Here is a 15036-nt window from a genome sequence, read left to right as displayed (position 1 = left end):
ATGCGCGAGCAGCTACTGTTTTTATAGTAAATCAATCAAACTTGCATATTCATGATGTCGGTGTAGGCCTGCACCATGCGGTTGCGTACATGCAAGGTGGCCTGAAAGCCGATTTGGGCCTTCTGGATCGCCACCATGGTCTCTTCCAGACTGACTTTGGGGTTTTCCATCTGTACTTCGCGCTGCAACCGGGTCGATTCATTCTGGGCTGCACTGACGGACTGAAGCGCTCCTTTGAGGGCGCCGGAGAAGCTGCCGCCCACACCTTCTGCGGCGGAGGACGCTGCTGGCCGCACCCCGGAGCCGGGGCGGATCGAGGTGGGCATGCTGACGGGAGTTAGTTTGAGGTCCATGGCAGGTCTCTCTGGTCTTGATGTTGCGGCGATCCTAAGACGGCAGGCGACGCGCTATTTTTTTGAATTGCCGGGTAAAGCGGGTGCTTATTGCCCTAATGTTTTTGGGGGTGGGTCGAATAATCAGCCCCATTCAGTCAGGCGAGCCACGCCCCACCGCATTGGAAACCAAGGATATGCAAGCTGTAGCCACCGTCCCCGTCAACCCCACCATCGGGCAACGTTTTGCCGCGATGGACCAAGGCCAGCGCATGCGCCTGGCTTTGGGGGTGTTGTTGTTTGTGGCGATTGGCATCGTGGGCTTGGTCATGGGGCGCCAAGCCGAATGGCGGGTGCTGTACTCCAATCTGGCCGACAAAGACGGCGGCGCCGTGATCTCCCAGCTCAGCACGCTGAATATTCCCTATAAGTACACCGAGGGCGGCGGCGCCATTCTGGTGCCTGCCGACCGTGTACACGATGTGCGCTTGAAGCTGGCATCCCTGGGGCTCCCCAAGGGCTCGGTCAATGGTTTTGAGATGATGGAGTCCAACCGGTTCGGCATGACCCAGTTTCAGGAGCGCCTGACCTTTCAGCGCGGCTTGGAAGGGGAGTTGACCCGGTCGATCCAGGCCTTGTCGTCAGTGCAGAATGCCCGGGTGCATCTGGCCTTGCCGAATCAGAACGGCTTTTTCCGCGAGCAGCAAAAGCCTTCAGCCTCTGTGTTGCTGAGCTTGCACCCTGGCCGTGCCCTGGACCGCACCCAGCTGGCGGGCATTGTGCATTTGGTTGCTTCTAGCGTGCCAGAAATGAGTCCCAGCGCCGTGAGTGTTCTGGACGACTCGGGCAAGCTGCTATCGGCCATGCCAGATGGCACGGGTGCCATGGGGGCGGATGCGGAGCAATTGCAATATGCGCAGCAAATAGAGCAGCTCTATAGTCGACGAATTCTCGATATCTTGGAGCCATTGGTCGGGAAGCAGAACGTCAAGGCCCAGGTGACCGCAGAGCTGGACTTCTCGCAAACCGAGTCGACGACCGAGTCGCACAAGCCTAACCAGACGCCAGACAGCAGCACGGTGCGCAGCCAGCAGCTGGTAGAAAGCACCAATGGCGCGCAGGCCGGGCCACCTGCTGGCGTGCCCGGCGCCACCACCAACCAGCCGCCTGCCCAGCCTGCGGCCCCTATCAATGGTCAGCCGCAAACACTGGCAGCTGCCGGTCAAGCGGCCGGTGCGGCAGGTGCCAATAGTTCGTCCAAGAAAGAATCCATCATCAATTACGAGGTGGACAAGACGGTGCGTGTGGTGAAAGGGGCGACCGGTGTGATCAAACGCATCAATGCCGCTGTAGTGTTGAACAACCAGGTCACGACAGATGCCCAAGGGAAGACCACCAGCACACCCTTGACGGAGGCCCAATTGGAAAAAATGACTGCCCTGGTGCGCGAGACTGTGGGTTTCAGCCAGGACCGCGGGGATTCGGTGAATGTGGTCAACGCCCCATTTGCTGCAGCAGTGGTCGACAGCACCGAAATTCCGGTCTGGCGTCAGCCCGAGGTGGTGGACTTGGCCCGTAGCTTGGCCTGGCCGTTGGGGACTTTGGGATTGGCGGCACTTGTGTTGCTGGGTGTCATTCGGCCAGCCATGAAGTCACTGACGCAGCCCCCGCCGGCCGCCGAGCCGCTGGGTGATGAACGTGGAGGCCAGTTGGATGCACTGGAGTCCGAGCAGCCAGCCCGTCCGCAGCTGGGTGGCCCGAGTGCTGAAACTGGCACTGGCATGGTGTCCCCGGGTGAGTTGCGACTGGAAGATGCCCGAAAACTGACCCGTGATAACCCGGCCGCCGTGGCTAACATTGTCAAGGCGTGGATGAACGGCGAGGCGCCGGCTTGATGGCCAGCGCAAAATAGCACCATGGCAAACGACGACGGACTCCAAGACGCAGCAATCCTCATGATGTCCCTGGGCGAAGCCGAGGCATCCGAGGTCTTCAAACACCTGTCACCCAAGGAAGTACAGCGCCTGGGTGAGGCTATCGCCAAAACCACCCAACTTTCGCGGGAAAAGGTCGATGAGGTGGTGGATAAGTTCACTGGTGTAGCGGCTTCGCAAAGCCTCTTGGTCTCCAATTCGGGTGACTATGTCCGCTCGGTGCTCAAGCTCGCTTTGGGCGACGACAAGGCGGCATTGTTGATTGACCGCATCTTGCAGGGCGGCGACGTATCGGGCATCGAGAGCCTGAAGTGGATGGATCCACTCAGTGTGGCCGAGTTGCTGCGCAATGAACATCCGCAGATCGTGGCTGCAATTTTGGTTCACCTGGACTACGACCAGGCGGCTGATGTACTCAAGCACCTGACCGAGCGCCAGCGCAACGAAGTCATGTTGCGTGTGGCCACCATGGAGGGTATTCAGCCTACCGCCTTGAAAGACTTGAACGAAGTGCTGTTCAAGGTGCTGGCGGGGGGCGACAAGATTCGCAAGTCTTCGCTGGGCGGTATCAAGACGGCTGCCGAAATGATCAACCTGATGGGTACGGCCATCGAGGGCACGGTGATTGAGTCCATCCGCAGCCACGACGCGGACCTGGCCCAGAAGATCATGGACAAGATGTTCGTGTTCGACGACGTGATCAAGCTCGACGACAAGGCTATTCAGATGGTGCTGAAGGAAGTGTCCTCCGATGTGTTGATCGTGGCACTGAAGGGTGCCCAACCAGAACTCAAGGAAAAAATCCTGGCCAATATGTCTTCACGCGCAGCTGCCACTCTCAAGGAAGACTTGGAGTCCCGCGGTCCCATGCGCCTGTCAGAGGTCGAGGCGCAGCAAAAGGAAATTTTGAAAACTGTGCGCCGTTTGGCCGACGAAGGGCAGATTGTTATTGGCGGTGGAGGTGGCGACGACGCCATGGTCTGATGTCACGCAATCACGCACGATTTATTCCCGGCGAAGAGGTCGCCACTGTCACCGAGTGGGATTTTGGTGCGGTGGACCAGTCATCGGTGCGTTTCGCTGCCAAGTTGAAGGCGCAAGCGGAGGCTGAGGAGCAGGCCAAAGAGGACGGTGTGCGTCAAGCTGGCTATTCCGAGGGCTATGCAGCGGGTTACGCGCAAGGCCATGCCCAAGCGACCCTGGAAGGGCAGCGCCAGATCAACGAATACATCGACACCCAAGGAAAAGAAGCGGCCGCCAATTTCGCCGCCTTGTTTGAGAGCGCCCGTGCACAGTTGGCGGAGTCGGAGCAAGTGATGGCTCAGGGGGTGCTGGAGTTGGCGTGCGAACTGGCGCGACAGGTGTTGCGCCATGAGCTGTCCACCAACCCCAATGCACTTCAGCCCGTCATACGCGAGGCTCTGGGGGTGTTGGCCGTGGATAGCAAAGCCGCCGTGGTGCGCTTGCACCCGCTCGATCTGGAGGTCTTGGCCGAGGTCCTACGGCAAGAGTTTTCGGGTCTGGCCCTGACCTTGCTGCCGGATGCCAACGTGGCCCGCGGCGGCTGTCTGGTGGAGTCGGCTGGTACCGTGGTCGATGGTACCGTGGAGAAGCGCTGGCAGCGTGCGCTCGCCAGTTTGGGGTTTGACAGTCCTTGGGAGCCGAGCGATGTCATTGCCTGAGCCCCATACCGCCGCACCCAAATGGCAGGCATTTCTGCAGGGTGCCCGCCAGCAGGTAGCGCAGGAGTCCACCCTCGAGGTGCGTGGCACCCTGACACGTTTGGCGGGATTGGTGCTGGAGGCTAGCGGAATTCGCATGCCTGTGGGCTCGCAGTGTGTGGTGACCATGAAGGCGCGTGAGCCTGTATTGGCCGAAGTTGTGGGTTTTTCTGGTGATCGCGCTTATTTAATGCCCGCTGGCGATGTGCATGGCCTCTCCAGTGGTGCCGGGGTAGCGGTGGCGCCCGCCTATGTGCCGGTACCCCGTTTGGGTGAAGCCCCCCCAGCCCGAGATTTGAGCGCCGCAGGTTTGTTGCGCCTGCCTTTGGGCGATGGCCTCTTGGGGCGGGTTGTGGACTCTCAAGGGGCGCCCATGGACCGTATGGGACCTTTGCAAGACGTGGTGTCCAGGCCTATGGACAGAAAGCCGATCAATGCCATGGACCGCGATCCCGTACGCGACCCCTTGGATACTGGTGTTCGATCCATCAACGCCTTGTTGACAGTCGGTCGCGGGCAGCGTCTTGGCCTGTTTGCCGGGTCGGGTGTGGGCAAGAGCGTGTTGCTGGGCATGATGGCACGTTACACGCAGGCCGATGTCATTGTGGTGGGGCTAATTGGCGAGCGGGGACGCGAAGTCAAGGAATTTATCGAAGATATTTTGGGGGCGGAAGGCCGAGCCCGGTCAGTGGTGGTGGCGGCGCCAGCAGACGCTCCTCCGCTGCTGCGCATGCAGGGCGCTTCGTATGCGACCGCGATTGCCGAGCATTTTCGTGACCAAGGTCGCCACGTGCTATTACTCATGGATTCTCTGACCCGTTACGCCATGGCGCAACGCGAGATCGCTTTGGCCATTGGCGAGCCTCCCGCTACCAAGGGCTACCCTCCCTCCTGTTTTGCGAAGCTTCCGCAGCTGGTGGAGCGCAGTGGCAATGGCCTGCATGGTGTCGGCTCTATCACGGCGTTCTACACCGTCCTGTCTGAGGGGGATGACCAGCAGGACCCGATCGCAGATGCCGCCCGCGCCATTCTGGATGGCCATATTGTGTTGTCGCGCCGCCTTGCGGAGGCCGGACACTACCCGGCGATTGACGTGGAGCAATCCGCTTCCCGGGTGATGCACAACGTGGTGCCCCGCGAACATTTTGAGCTGGCGCGGCGTTTCCGTAGTCTGTATTCCAAGTATGAAAAAGGGCGCGATTTGGTTCAGATCGGCGCGTATGCCCAAGGTTCGGACCCCATGCTGGATGAGGCAATTGCCCTGCACCCCCCAATGCACCAGTTTTTGCAGCAAGACATGTTCGAGGCTTCCAGTATGGACGAGGCCTTGCAGGGAATGGACGTGTGTACTTCCCTTCAGCGTTCCAGCCAGTAGAACGAGACTTAAACTGCCATGAACCCCCACCACGGACTGCAACTCGCAATTGAATTGGCCGAGCGCAAGCGCGACGAACGGGCGCAAGTACTTGCCCAGGCGCAGCGTCAAGTACTCGTGGGGCAGCAGCAATTGCAACAACTCCAGAGTTATGCCGGTGATACGGATGCCCGCTGGACCCAGGGCCACAACATGGCGCTGTCCGCGGAGTTGATTCGACACCACTACCAGTTTGTAGAGCGGCTGCAGCATGCTATTGGCATGCAGGATGGGGTTATCGCCAACTTGGTACGCCAAGAGAACCAATGCCGAGCTGCACTGGTGCAGGCGGAAATGCGTTTGTCAGGGCTGAAGCAGGTCTTGGAGGCGCGCAAGCAGCTGTTGGTAGCCGCTGAGCAGCGCCGAGAGCAGGGGCGCATGGATGAAATGGCCGCACTGGTGTATGCCCGACGAGTGGCCAATGCCCAAATGGAGGATGCACGATGACGATTGAATCTACCCCACACAGCCAAAGTGTTGCGAAGGCGTCTCAGGCGACTGGAGGTGGCAAGGCGAAAACTACGCAGCCAACAGCTGGGGATGCGTCAGGCTTCTTTGCCATGTTGTCTGCTGTAGATGACGCTCTTGGTGTGTCCGCGGATACTTCTTCTTTGTCGGATGAGACCGGAGCCAGCTTGACCGGGCCTGAGCCTCAGGAGGATGGGCTGGAGCGGGAGTCCGATGCCAATGTCCTCGTTGGTTGGATGTTTGGAGTGCCAGTGCCCGTGGCGCAAGAGACACCGCGATCTGTTGAAAGCGTCGCATCGAAACAGGGCACCACTTTCTTCGGTGGTAAGCGGTCGTCTTGGTCACCACCGGATGCCGAGGCCCAATCCAATATGGGGTTGGCGGTTGGGCACAAGAGTGGCAAAGTTCCCAGTACCGCCGATCTCCAGAAAACCCAGATTGCGCCAGTGTCAGTCCCGCAACAGGGGGATGAGGATGCACCTCACAACCTACCAAATACTGAAGCGAGCCGTGTGCAAGAAGTTGTATCGACGGTTGGGATGGAGAGTCGCGTTTTGGCTGCGCCCCTGTCTGGGCAGGCCGCAGCGGCTGAGCGTCGTCTTTGGGAGCCGATTGCTTTCAAGGCAGCACCAGCAGACGGTGTCTACTTTCAGCCGCAGTCCGCTTCAGCCCCGATGGGTATGGATGGCGTGGTCTCTACCCAGTCCAGCGTGCCACTCGAGGCGTATGTGGCTGAGCAGGTCACCTACTGGATTGCACAGGATGTTCAGAGTGCAGAGCTGACCCTGGATGGGTTTGGGTTAAACCCCGTGGAAGTGAGCATCAGCATGCAGGGTAACGAAGCACAGGTGGCGTTTAGAACGGATGAGTTGCATGCTCGGGATGCTATCGAGCGCGCTTCGGAGCAACTGAAGGACTCGCTGCAACGCCAAGGAGTGGTTTTGACAGGCTTGTCCGTGGGGACGTCCCACAGTGGTGACGCGTCTCGGCAAGGGGGGCGGTCAAGGCCAGATGGGCGTCAGGCGACTGTAGCGGTTCAAACCGCAGTGTCGGCAGATAGCCCAGTCCAGTCCAAAATTCCTCAAGGCCGAGCCCTGGATCTGTTCGTGTGATGCCATCTTTGTGTCAATAATGGGGGCGATAACTAATTTCCCCGCCTTATCTGTGTTTAGGTGGCCGGTTAGTCCATCAATAATCGACCAACTGTTTTCCATGTGAGGATTCCACCGTGTCAGCAAAACCCGATGCCGCAGATGCCGCCAAGGCCCCCGCTAAAAGCAAAAAGATGCTGATTATTATTGTCGCGGCTGTGCTGGTGCTTGTACTGGGCGGGGCTGCAGCATTTTTTGTCATTAGCAAGCAGCGGGCCGCTGCAGAGGATGGCGAAGAGGCTGCGCCTGCAAAAGCGGCGGCTCACGCAGACCCCAAGGCGCCGCCGGCCTATTTGCCGTTAGATGCCATGGTGGTGAATTTGGCAGACCCCGGTGGGGAGCGTGTGGCACAAATTGGTATCACCTTGGAGGTGCTCGATGCCAAGTCCTCGGATTCGGTAAAGGCCTATCTGCCAACCATTCGTAGTGGCATATTGATGCTGATTTCCCAACGGACCGCCGAAGAGTTGCTCAAGGCGGAGGGCAAAGAGAAGCTTGCTGCTGACATCCTAAGGGAGGCTTCCATCCCATTTGGTGGCGGGGAAGACGATCATGAAGAAGAGTCTACGGCTGCAAAAAAGAAGAAAAAGAAAGCAGCGCCAGTGCAGTACCCCGTCGTCGGTGTGCTGTTTTCCAGTTTCATTGTGCAGTAGGGGCAACAGGACTGAGTTATGAGTGAGTCATTTCTTTCCCAAGAGGAAGTTGATGCGCTCCTGGAGGGGGTCACTGGCGAGAGCCAGAAAACCGTCGAGGAGGCAGCGGAGCATGGAGAAGTCCGCTCTTACAACATTTCCAGCCAGGAAAGAATTGTTCGCGGGCGCATGCCGACGATGGAAATCGTCAATGAGCGTTTCGCGCGAAATCTACGCGTAGGGTTGTTTAACTTCATTCGCCGAAGCCCCGAAATTTCGGTCGGCCCCGTGGCAGTGCAGCGTTACAGTGCTTTTTTGCGCGAACTTGCAGTGCCGACTAACTTCAATATTGTGGCGATCCGTCCTTTGCGAGGTAGCGGGTTGATCGTCTGTGAGCCAGCCTTGGTGTTCGGTGTCATCGACACACTGTACGGAGGCATAGGAAAATTTCAGACGCGTATTGAGGGTCGGGATTTCTCTGCGACTGAGCAGCGTGTTATCAACCGTTTGGTAGAGGTGATCACGACGGAGTACAAAAAGGCTTGGAAAGGTATTTATCCGCTGGAGCTGGATTACCAGCGCAGTGAGATGCAGCCCCAGTTTGCCAATATTGCAACGCCCAGCGAAATTGTTATTTCCACATCGTTTCAGTTAGAGATCGGCGATATCACTGGAGCGATTCACTTTAGTTTCCCATACTCCACGTTGGAACCGATCCGGGATGTGTTGTATTCCTCGACGCAAGGTGACTCGATCGAAGTGGATCGTCGTTGGGTGAACGTGTTGACCCGTGAAATACAGGCGGCGGAAGTGACACTGGTTGCCGAGTTGGCTCGGGCGGATGCTACCGTGGAGCAATTGCTGGCCATGAAAAAGGGCGATTTTATTGAGCTGGATCGTGAACCGCGCATCCAAGCTACGGTAGACGGAGTTCCAATTTTTGAGTGTCAATATGGCACTCACAACTCAAAATACGCCATTCGCATAGAGAAAGCGCTGCGCGGCAACGACCAAAATTGGTTGGGAGAACGAAATGGCATCTGAAGAAAAACCGGACGACACTGCTGGTGCTGCCGATGACGGCATGGCAGATTGGGCTGAAGCACTGCTGGAGCAGAAGGCTACGGAGTCGGGCCCCGAGCCTGGTGGCCCGCTGTCTGGCGAGCCGCCTAAACCCTTTACTTCCGGCGCCCCCGGGGCAGAGGGGCATGTCAATGACATCAATATGGTGCTGGATATTCCGGTACAGCTGTCGGTAGAGCTTGGACGTACCAAGGTTCCGATCAAACACATCCTGCAGCTGGGTCAGGGTTCGGTCGTGGAACTCGACGCATTAGCGGGCGAACCCATGGATGTGCTGGTCAATGGCTATCTGATTGCCCAAGGCGAGGTGGTGGTTGTGAACGACAAGTTCGGTATTCGGCTTACCGATGTCGTAACCCCATCTGAGCGCTTGCGGCGCGTGAGTAAAAACTGAACTGACTTGGTATGACGCAGCAACTGCTATTGGTTGGGGCCTTTTTGGCCGCCTTGGCGGCTTTGCCTTGGCTTTTGCGTTGGGTCCGCGGACGCATGGTTCCTGGGGCCACAGAGGCTGGCGGGCAGAGTCGTTTTGTGTCCGCTGTTGCTGTGGGGCCCCATCAAAGGGTCGTTACAGTAGAAGTGGGCCCTGAAAACGCAAGGGTGTGGTTGACTTTAGGGGTCGGCACGCAGTCGATTGCGCTGTTACACACAGCTCCTGTGGGCGCAGCTGTGTCGCGTGACGATGGTGCGGTGACGTTACCCAACCCCAGGGCCTAGGCGCCCGAATGAAATTCGAAAGAGACGGTTTGCTTGGGACGTTACGGTAACTGGATTCGCTTTGGAGTCGGGTTGATGACCCTGCTGGGGGGGGCGTTGGCCTTCGCGCAGACGCCTGGACAGTTGCCGCTCCTAGTAGGTACGGGTCAAGGCGGTATGAATTTCTCGGTCCCTATCCAGACCTTGCTGTTTTTCACCACTTTGTCATTCATCCCGGCGGTGTTGTTGATGATGACAAGTTTTACGAGGATCGTGATTGTTTTGTCATTGTTGCGGCAGGCATTGGGGACCCAATCGTCTCCCCCGAATCAGGTAATTGTTGGACTATCGCTGTTCCTTACATTATTTGTCATGGGACCTACTTTTGATCGCATGTATGCTGACGCCTACGAGCCATATAGCCGTAGCGCGCTTTCATTTGAACAGGCGTTGACCAAAGCCGAAGTGCCTTTGCGGGAGTTTATGGTTAAGCAGACCCGCCAATCTGATTTCTCTTTGTTCGCAAAACTGGCCAAGCTGGATGCCAATGTGACGGCTGATACTGCGCCATTGCGAGTGCTAGTGCCAGCTTTTGTGATCAGTGAGCTGAAGTCTGCGTTTCAGATCGGATTCATGATTTTTATTCCATTCCTCGTGATTGACATTGTGGTGGCCAGTGTGCTGATGTCATTGGGAATGATGATGCTGTCCCCGGTGCTGGTTGCGTTGCCATTCAAATTGATGTTGTTCGTGTTGGCCGATGGCTGGAACCTTTTGATTGGCTCCTTGGCAGCGAGCTTCGTAACCTGAGTATTAATCATGAATGCGCAGACCGTTCTGACCATGGGCCAAGAAGCGTTGTTAATGCTGTTAATGGTGTCCTCTCCCGTACTGGGTGCAGCGTTATTGGTGGGGTTGCTGGTGAGTCTCTTTCAGGCGGTAACGCAGATTCATGAGGCCACGCTGGCTTTTGTCCCCAAACTGGTGGCTGTGATCGCGGTGTTTGCTATCGCAGGCCCATGGATGTTGACGATGTTGGTGGAGTACATCCGGAGAATGATCGAGGCCATTCCTGGTTCGGTGGTTTGAGCGACATGCCGGGGATCGCATTTACAGAGGCCCAGATACTGGCTTGGCTGTCACCTTTGCTTTGGCCCTTTCTACGCGTGCTGGCAGTTTTTACGTCGGCTCCCGTCCTGTCCTCTCGGGCAGTACCCATGCGAGTCAAGGTGGCGCTGGCTTTGTTCGTTGCGCTGGCTTGCCAGGCGACCATTCCGTCTTCCCTCAACTACAACATTGGATCGCCCGACGCTTTGGCTGTCGTGCTACAGCAGGTGCTCATCGGCCTCTCAATCGGGTTTGCTGTGCGTTTGGTGTTTGCCGCCATAGAGTTGGCCGGCGAAGTGGTGGGGTTTCAGATGGGGCTGAATTTCGCATCCTTCTTCGACCCTTCGATGAATTCGCAGAGCAGTGCTGTAGCGCGTTTCTTCGGGCAAATGGCGACATTGCTGTTTGTCGTGCTCAATGGTCACATCATGGTGCTAATGGCTGTGACCAAAAGTTTTGAGGCTTTTCCTGTCAGTCCGAAGTTTTTGGAAGCCTTGGCATCAATGCAGTTGTATCGGTTGGGCACCGATTTGTTTGCCAGCGCTCTTTGGATCGCTTTGCCAATGGTCGGTATGTTGCTCTTCGCCAATTTGGCGCTGGGCATCATTTCACGTGTAGCTCCACAAATCAATATTTTTGCTGTGGGCTTTCCGGTTACCTTGGTGGTGGGGATTGTTGGTATCGCGGTTACGCTTCCAGCATTGGATCAGCCCATGATCGCCTTGATGGAGCGCGCGGTAGGCATTTTTACCGGTTCTTGACACGCGTTAGACGAGATCGTTCCTGATGGCGTAAACGGCAAGTTCGGCGTTGTTGCTTAGCCCCAATTTTTCCAGCAATCGTGCGCGGTATACGCTGACCGTCTTGGGGCTTAACATCAGTTCCTCTGCGATGTCAGCTAGCCGTTTTCCTGACGCAATTTTGAGTAAAGTTTGCAGCTCTCTTTCCGAAAGGCGGGAATGCAGGGTTTCAGCACTTGGGTTGGAGAGTTGATCTACCAGCATTTCAGAAACAGACGGTGTGACATACCGACGGCCTTGTGCCACGGTACGGACCGCCCTAACGAGGTCGTCGGGATTTCCGGCTTTGTTCAAATATCCATGCGCTCCAGCTTTGAGGCTTCGGATCGCATATTGATCTTCTGAAAACATGGATACGACAAGCACCTTAATGTTTGGGTGACTGTCTTGAACGGACGCTAAGACTTCCAGTCCACTTCGGCCTGGCAAATTGAGATCAAGTACAAGCACGTCGCAGTGGTGAACTCGTAAGACTTCCTTGAGCTCTGCGTAACTCCCTGACTCTCCGACCACTTTCATGTCGAGGTGTTCCGAAAGCGTATCCCGGATCCCGCGACGGATCATTGCGTGGTCGTCGCAGAGGACTACTTGAATCATGTGTTGCTCGCTTGTGCTGAGTCTGTGTTGTCGATCAATGGCACCGAGAGCGTAATAGTGGTACCGAGTCCCGGAATCGAACTAACGTCAAGCCAGCCCCCCACTGATTTCGCACGTTCTGCGAGCCCGATCAGTCCATAAGAGTTTTGTTTGTGGAGTGCGGACCTTTCCAGTCCCGGCCCTCTGTCTGCTATTTCCAGGGTAAGTGCCCCCCCAAGGTTGGAAATGTCGATACATAAATCGCTACCCATCGCATATTTGGATGCGTTTGTGAGTGCCTCCTGCGCAGTTCGGTAGGCAGTAAGCATCACATCTGCAGGCAATGTTATTGTGTCTGTTGCAATCCGCACATCCACTCTGCACGAGGTTCTGCGTTCGAAGTCTCGCGCCAGCCATTGGATGGAGGGAATCAGCCCTTGGTCCAAGATAGCTGGGCGGAGGTTTTTCATAATGCGTTGACTGGCATGTGCTGCGTGTTGAATCATGTCACTTGCAGATGCAATATGCTGCAAATACTTTTGATCATTCGTATGCCGTGCTAGCCATCCCAAGTCCAACCTGAGCAGCTGCGAGGGCCCCTCCAATATCGTCATGAATTTCGCGGGCAATAGATGCTCTTTCTTGCTCTATGGCTGTCTGGAGATGTCCCGCTAGTTCAGATATCCGTTGCTCGGAGCGTTCCAGTTCTTTGTCGGCCGTTTTTTTTGCACTTTTGATGGCCTGCAAATCCAAGGTTCTCTGTATAACCCGCGGTAACGCCGTGATTTCATCTTTGTGAAGGTAGTCGCTGATTCCACAATGGATGGCTTCGACTGCGGCGGCTTCGCCGATGGCGCCCGAGAGAATGATGAAGGGTATGTCGCTTCTGTGTTCGAGAGCTGAATTCCAAGCATCTATTGCCGTGAAGTCGCCCAGGCGATAGTCTGCTAAGACCAGTTGATACCCCCCCCTAGCCATAGCTTCTTGAAAGTCGGCCAAAGTCTCAACGCGCAGCAGACGAAATGTTCGCTCCGATTTGGACAATGTCCTGACAACCAATTGATGATCGATTGGAGAGTCCTCCAAATGAAGGATATTCACTGTGTTGTCGGGGCTTTTCGCGCTGGAGATTACCGATATCATGTGACGCAATGGTAATCACAACCGGGGTGGAGGCGGAAGTGTTCTGGTGAACATGCCCCATCGCAGAATTTTCCTGACAGAGCAAGAATCCTGATACGCTAGAAGTGTGGCTGGGTTCGGTGATTCACAAGGACGTCGCGGATTGGTATAAAGACAGGCAAAGAGGAAAAAAGACAATGGAACCTTCGTCGACATCGCCTGCCGCTCCTGCTGTGCAATTGCCGGTCATGCTCGTTGCAGAAGTTCAAGACTCACTCTTGGTCGTTGTGCACGACCTTACGCGCTTGGATGGCCTGCTGGCGCACACGATGGAAAACCTTATGGAGAGGTTTACTACTGCTAGTGCGAACCTGGCTTCGCCTGCACTCATGGAGTCCCAAGAATTAGAGCTAGTTCGCAGCACACTGCGTGCCGCCGTTACGGAGCTCCAGTTCCAAGATATGGCTTCTCAATTAATTGTCCACACATCCAAGATCTTGCAAGGGTGTGCTTATCGCTTGGCGTCTGAGTCAATGGGGGCAGAGGATGGTGAAGCTGTTCCCTTTGTGGAGGAGGTGCCTGAAAGGCCTAATCCTGTGACCCAAGATGAGATGGATGCCGGGTCCATTGAGCTATTTTGATTTTCAGCACATTTATTAACGGAATATTTCGGAGCCTTTCATGCCTTTAATCCTAGCTGTTGATGACTCTCCGTCGATGCGAAAAATGGTCTCCTTCACGCTGACTGGTGCTGGATACCAAGTGGTTGAGGCGGTAGATGGGCAAGACGCCTACGAAAAGGCCCAAGCACAGGCGTTCGATTTGGTGCTGACGGATCAAAATATGCCGCGCCTCGACGGTTTGGGCTTAACGCGTAAATTGCGGGAGCATCCCCAATTCAAGACTATCCCCATTTTGATGTTGACAACCGAGTCCAGTGACCTGATGAAGCAAGCGGGCCGGGCTGCCGGTGCCACTGGCTGGTTGGTAAAACCGTTTGATCCCGCGCGATTGCTAGATGTGATCAAAAAAGTAATTCGTTGAAGTTGGCGATCCTCTACGCGATCCAGAAAACAGGAGATTCAGATGGCTGAAACGCATACCGAAAGTGGTGCCGGTGGTGATTTTGATCTAAGTCAGTTTTATCAAATTTTCTTTGAAGAGGCCGGGGAAAATCTGGATCAGATGGAGCAGATGCTGCTGAATCTGAATTTAGAAACTGCGGACGACGAAGAGTTGAATGGAATTTTCAGATGTGCCCACTCCGTCAAAGGAGGCGCGGCCACATTTGGCTTTGCTGACGTGGCTGAGTTGACCCACCAAATGGAGTCGCTTTTGGACCGCTTGCGCCGCCATGAGCTTCAGCCGAACGCTGCAATGGTTGATGTGTTGCTGGAGTCTGCAGACGCGTCTAGAAGCTTGCTCGCACGACATCAGGCTGGTGGTGAAGGGGATGCGCTCCCTACCGGGGATTTGGTACGCCGTATCAGTGAACTCGCTGCGGGTGGTGTGGCTGTCGCAGCCCCCATTAAGCCTACTCCGCCCCAGGCGGCGGCTCCTGCACCTCAAAAGCCGGTGCTAAAGGCCACTGGCGTTCGAGCGCTGCAGATCAGTATCGGACCTTTGGAGCGACCAGAGCAAGCAGATGCAATCCAAGAGTTGTTTAGAGACATCCCCGGTCTCGGTACTATCAAGGTGGCATCTAGCGAGAAACTTGGGGTGCGTGTTTTTAACGTGGAAACAGTTTCCACTGACGACGATTTACTGGATTTGTTTGCCTTCCACGTGGCGCGGGACAAGGTGCAAATCGTGGAGCAAACAAGCGATCATGCCGTAGTGCCTGCAGTTGCAACTGATCACGTTGGTTTTGGATTTTTTGATGGATCTCCAGGGGCTCCGCATGAAGTTGCTGCTCAGGATATCGTTTCTGCCCCCGTTGCTGAGCCTGTTGTGGCGGCCAAGTCCATGCCGGGGAAGGCAGCCCCGGTAGTGGCGGCGGC

20 protein-coding genes are annotated in these 15036 nt (G+C 56.1%); 16 read left to right on the top strand and 4 right to left on the bottom strand.

The window, feature by feature from the left end:
* Positions 1 to 35: 35 nt before the first annotated feature.
* The gene (gene fliE / locus U5O12_RS07920) at positions 36 to 353 is read right to left on the bottom strand and encodes a flagellar hook-basal body complex protein FliE (RefSeq protein WP_322578107.1); all 318 of its coding nucleotides are present in this window, start codon (positions 351 to 353) and stop codon (positions 36 to 38) included.
* Between the two features lie 176 nt (positions 354 to 529).
* Here fliE and fliF point away from each other — a divergent pair, with 176 nt between their 5' ends.
* The 13 genes from fliF to fliR all read left to right on the top strand — a co-directional run bounded on the left by fliF (position 530) and on the right by fliR (position 11299).
* Positions 530 to 2227: a flagellar basal-body MS-ring/collar protein FliF gene (gene fliF / locus U5O12_RS07915; RefSeq protein ID WP_322578106.1), complete on the top strand. Its 1698-nt coding sequence runs from the start codon at positions 530 to 532 to the stop codon at positions 2225 to 2227.
* 21 nt (positions 2228 to 2248) lie between these two features.
* Entirely contained in the window at positions 2249 to 3250 is a 1002-nt protein-coding gene (gene fliG, locus U5O12_RS07910; protein ID WP_322578105.1) for a flagellar motor switch protein FliG, read from the top strand.
* Entirely contained in the window at positions 3250 to 3948 is a 699-nt protein-coding gene (locus U5O12_RS07905; protein WP_322578104.1) for a flagellar assembly protein FliH, read from the top strand. Before fliG ends, U5O12_RS07905 begins: the two co-directional genes overlap by 1 nt.
* Entirely contained in the window at positions 3935 to 5362 is a 1428-nt protein-coding gene (fliI, locus tag U5O12_RS07900; RefSeq protein WP_322578103.1) for a flagellar protein export ATPase FliI, read from the top strand. Before U5O12_RS07905 ends, fliI begins: the two co-directional genes overlap by 14 nt.
* 18 nt (positions 5363 to 5380) lie before the next feature.
* Positions 5381 to 5848, top strand: a complete 468-nt coding sequence (gene fliJ, locus U5O12_RS07895; protein WP_322578102.1) for a flagellar export protein FliJ — start codon at positions 5381 to 5383, stop codon at positions 5846 to 5848.
* Positions 5845 to 6981 (top strand): flagellar hook-length control protein FliK, encoded by a 1137-nt coding sequence (locus U5O12_RS07890; protein ID WP_322578101.1) that lies wholly within the window; start codon positions 5845 to 5847, stop codon positions 6979 to 6981. The genes fliJ and U5O12_RS07890 overlap by 4 nt, the downstream gene beginning before the upstream one ends.
* 116 nt (positions 6982 to 7097) lie before the next feature.
* Positions 7098 to 7673: a flagellar basal body-associated FliL family protein gene (locus tag U5O12_RS07885; protein WP_322578100.1), complete on the top strand. Its 576-nt coding sequence runs from the start codon at positions 7098 to 7100 to the stop codon at positions 7671 to 7673.
* 18 nt (positions 7674 to 7691) lie between these two features.
* Positions 7692 to 8696 (top strand): flagellar motor switch protein FliM, encoded by a 1005-nt coding sequence (fliM, locus tag U5O12_RS07880; protein WP_322578099.1) that lies wholly within the window; start codon positions 7692 to 7694, stop codon positions 8694 to 8696.
* Positions 8686 to 9129, top strand: coding sequence for a flagellar motor switch protein FliN (gene fliN / locus U5O12_RS07875; protein WP_322578098.1), 444 nt, complete (start codon positions 8686 to 8688; stop codon positions 9127 to 9129). Before fliM ends, fliN begins: the two co-directional genes overlap by 11 nt.
* Positions 9130 to 9140: 11 nt before the next feature.
* Positions 9141 to 9452 (top strand): flagellar biosynthetic protein FliO, encoded by a 312-nt coding sequence (locus tag U5O12_RS07870; protein ID WP_322578097.1) that lies wholly within the window; start codon positions 9141 to 9143, stop codon positions 9450 to 9452.
* Positions 9453 to 9527: 75 nt separating this feature from the next.
* The gene (gene fliP, locus U5O12_RS07865) at positions 9528 to 10241 is read left to right on the top strand and encodes a flagellar type III secretion system pore protein FliP (protein WP_322578096.1); all 714 of its coding nucleotides are present in this window, start codon (positions 9528 to 9530) and stop codon (positions 10239 to 10241) included.
* 9 nt (positions 10242 to 10250) lie between these two features.
* Positions 10251 to 10520, top strand: coding sequence for a flagellar biosynthesis protein FliQ (gene fliQ / locus U5O12_RS07860; RefSeq protein WP_105261404.1), 270 nt, complete (start codon positions 10251 to 10253; stop codon positions 10518 to 10520).
* 5 nt (positions 10521 to 10525) lie between these two features.
* On the top strand, positions 10526 to 11299 hold the full coding sequence (fliR, locus tag U5O12_RS07855; RefSeq protein WP_322578155.1) for a flagellar biosynthetic protein FliR: 774 nt from the start codon (positions 10526 to 10528) through the stop codon (positions 11297 to 11299).
* Between the two features lie 6 nt (positions 11300 to 11305).
* On the opposite strand, the gene U5O12_RS07850 is transcribed toward fliR, so the two are convergent.
* The 3 genes from U5O12_RS07850 to U5O12_RS07845 form a co-directional block, all read right to left on the bottom strand.
* A complete protein-coding gene (locus U5O12_RS07850; RefSeq protein ID WP_322578095.1) occupies positions 11306 to 11935 on the bottom strand; it encodes a response regulator transcription factor in 630 nt (209 codons plus the stop codon).
* On the bottom strand, positions 11932 to 12186 hold the full coding sequence (locus U5O12_RS21155) for a hypothetical protein (RefSeq protein WP_416221465.1): 255 nt from the start codon (positions 12184 to 12186) through the stop codon (positions 11932 to 11934). The genes U5O12_RS07850 and U5O12_RS21155 overlap by 4 nt, the downstream gene beginning before the upstream one ends.
* A gap of 271 nt (positions 12187 to 12457) precedes the next feature.
* Positions 12458 to 13015, bottom strand: a complete 558-nt coding sequence (locus U5O12_RS07845; RefSeq protein WP_322578094.1) for a response regulator — start codon at positions 13013 to 13015, stop codon at positions 12458 to 12460.
* A gap of 218 nt (positions 13016 to 13233) precedes the next feature.
* Here U5O12_RS07845 and U5O12_RS07840 point away from each other — a divergent pair, with 218 nt between their 5' ends.
* From U5O12_RS07840 to U5O12_RS07830, 3 genes are all read left to right on the top strand, one after another.
* Positions 13234 to 13677 (top strand): hypothetical protein, encoded by a 444-nt coding sequence (locus tag U5O12_RS07840; RefSeq protein WP_322578154.1) that lies wholly within the window; start codon positions 13234 to 13236, stop codon positions 13675 to 13677.
* A 40-nt stretch (positions 13678 to 13717) separates the two neighbouring features.
* Positions 13718 to 14080 (top strand): response regulator, encoded by a 363-nt coding sequence (locus U5O12_RS07835; RefSeq protein WP_322578093.1) that lies wholly within the window; start codon positions 13718 to 13720, stop codon positions 14078 to 14080.
* A gap of 42 nt (positions 14081 to 14122) precedes the next feature.
* A partial coding sequence (locus U5O12_RS07830; RefSeq protein WP_322578092.1) for an Hpt domain-containing protein occupies positions 14123 to 15036 on the top strand: 914 nt, incomplete at its 3' end.

This window comes from Rhodoferax sp. (genome assembly GCF_034519335.1).
Classification (GTDB): domain Bacteria; phylum Pseudomonadota; class Gammaproteobacteria; order Burkholderiales; family Burkholderiaceae_C; genus Allorhodoferax.
This window is presented reverse-complemented; position numbering and strand designations above follow the sequence as displayed.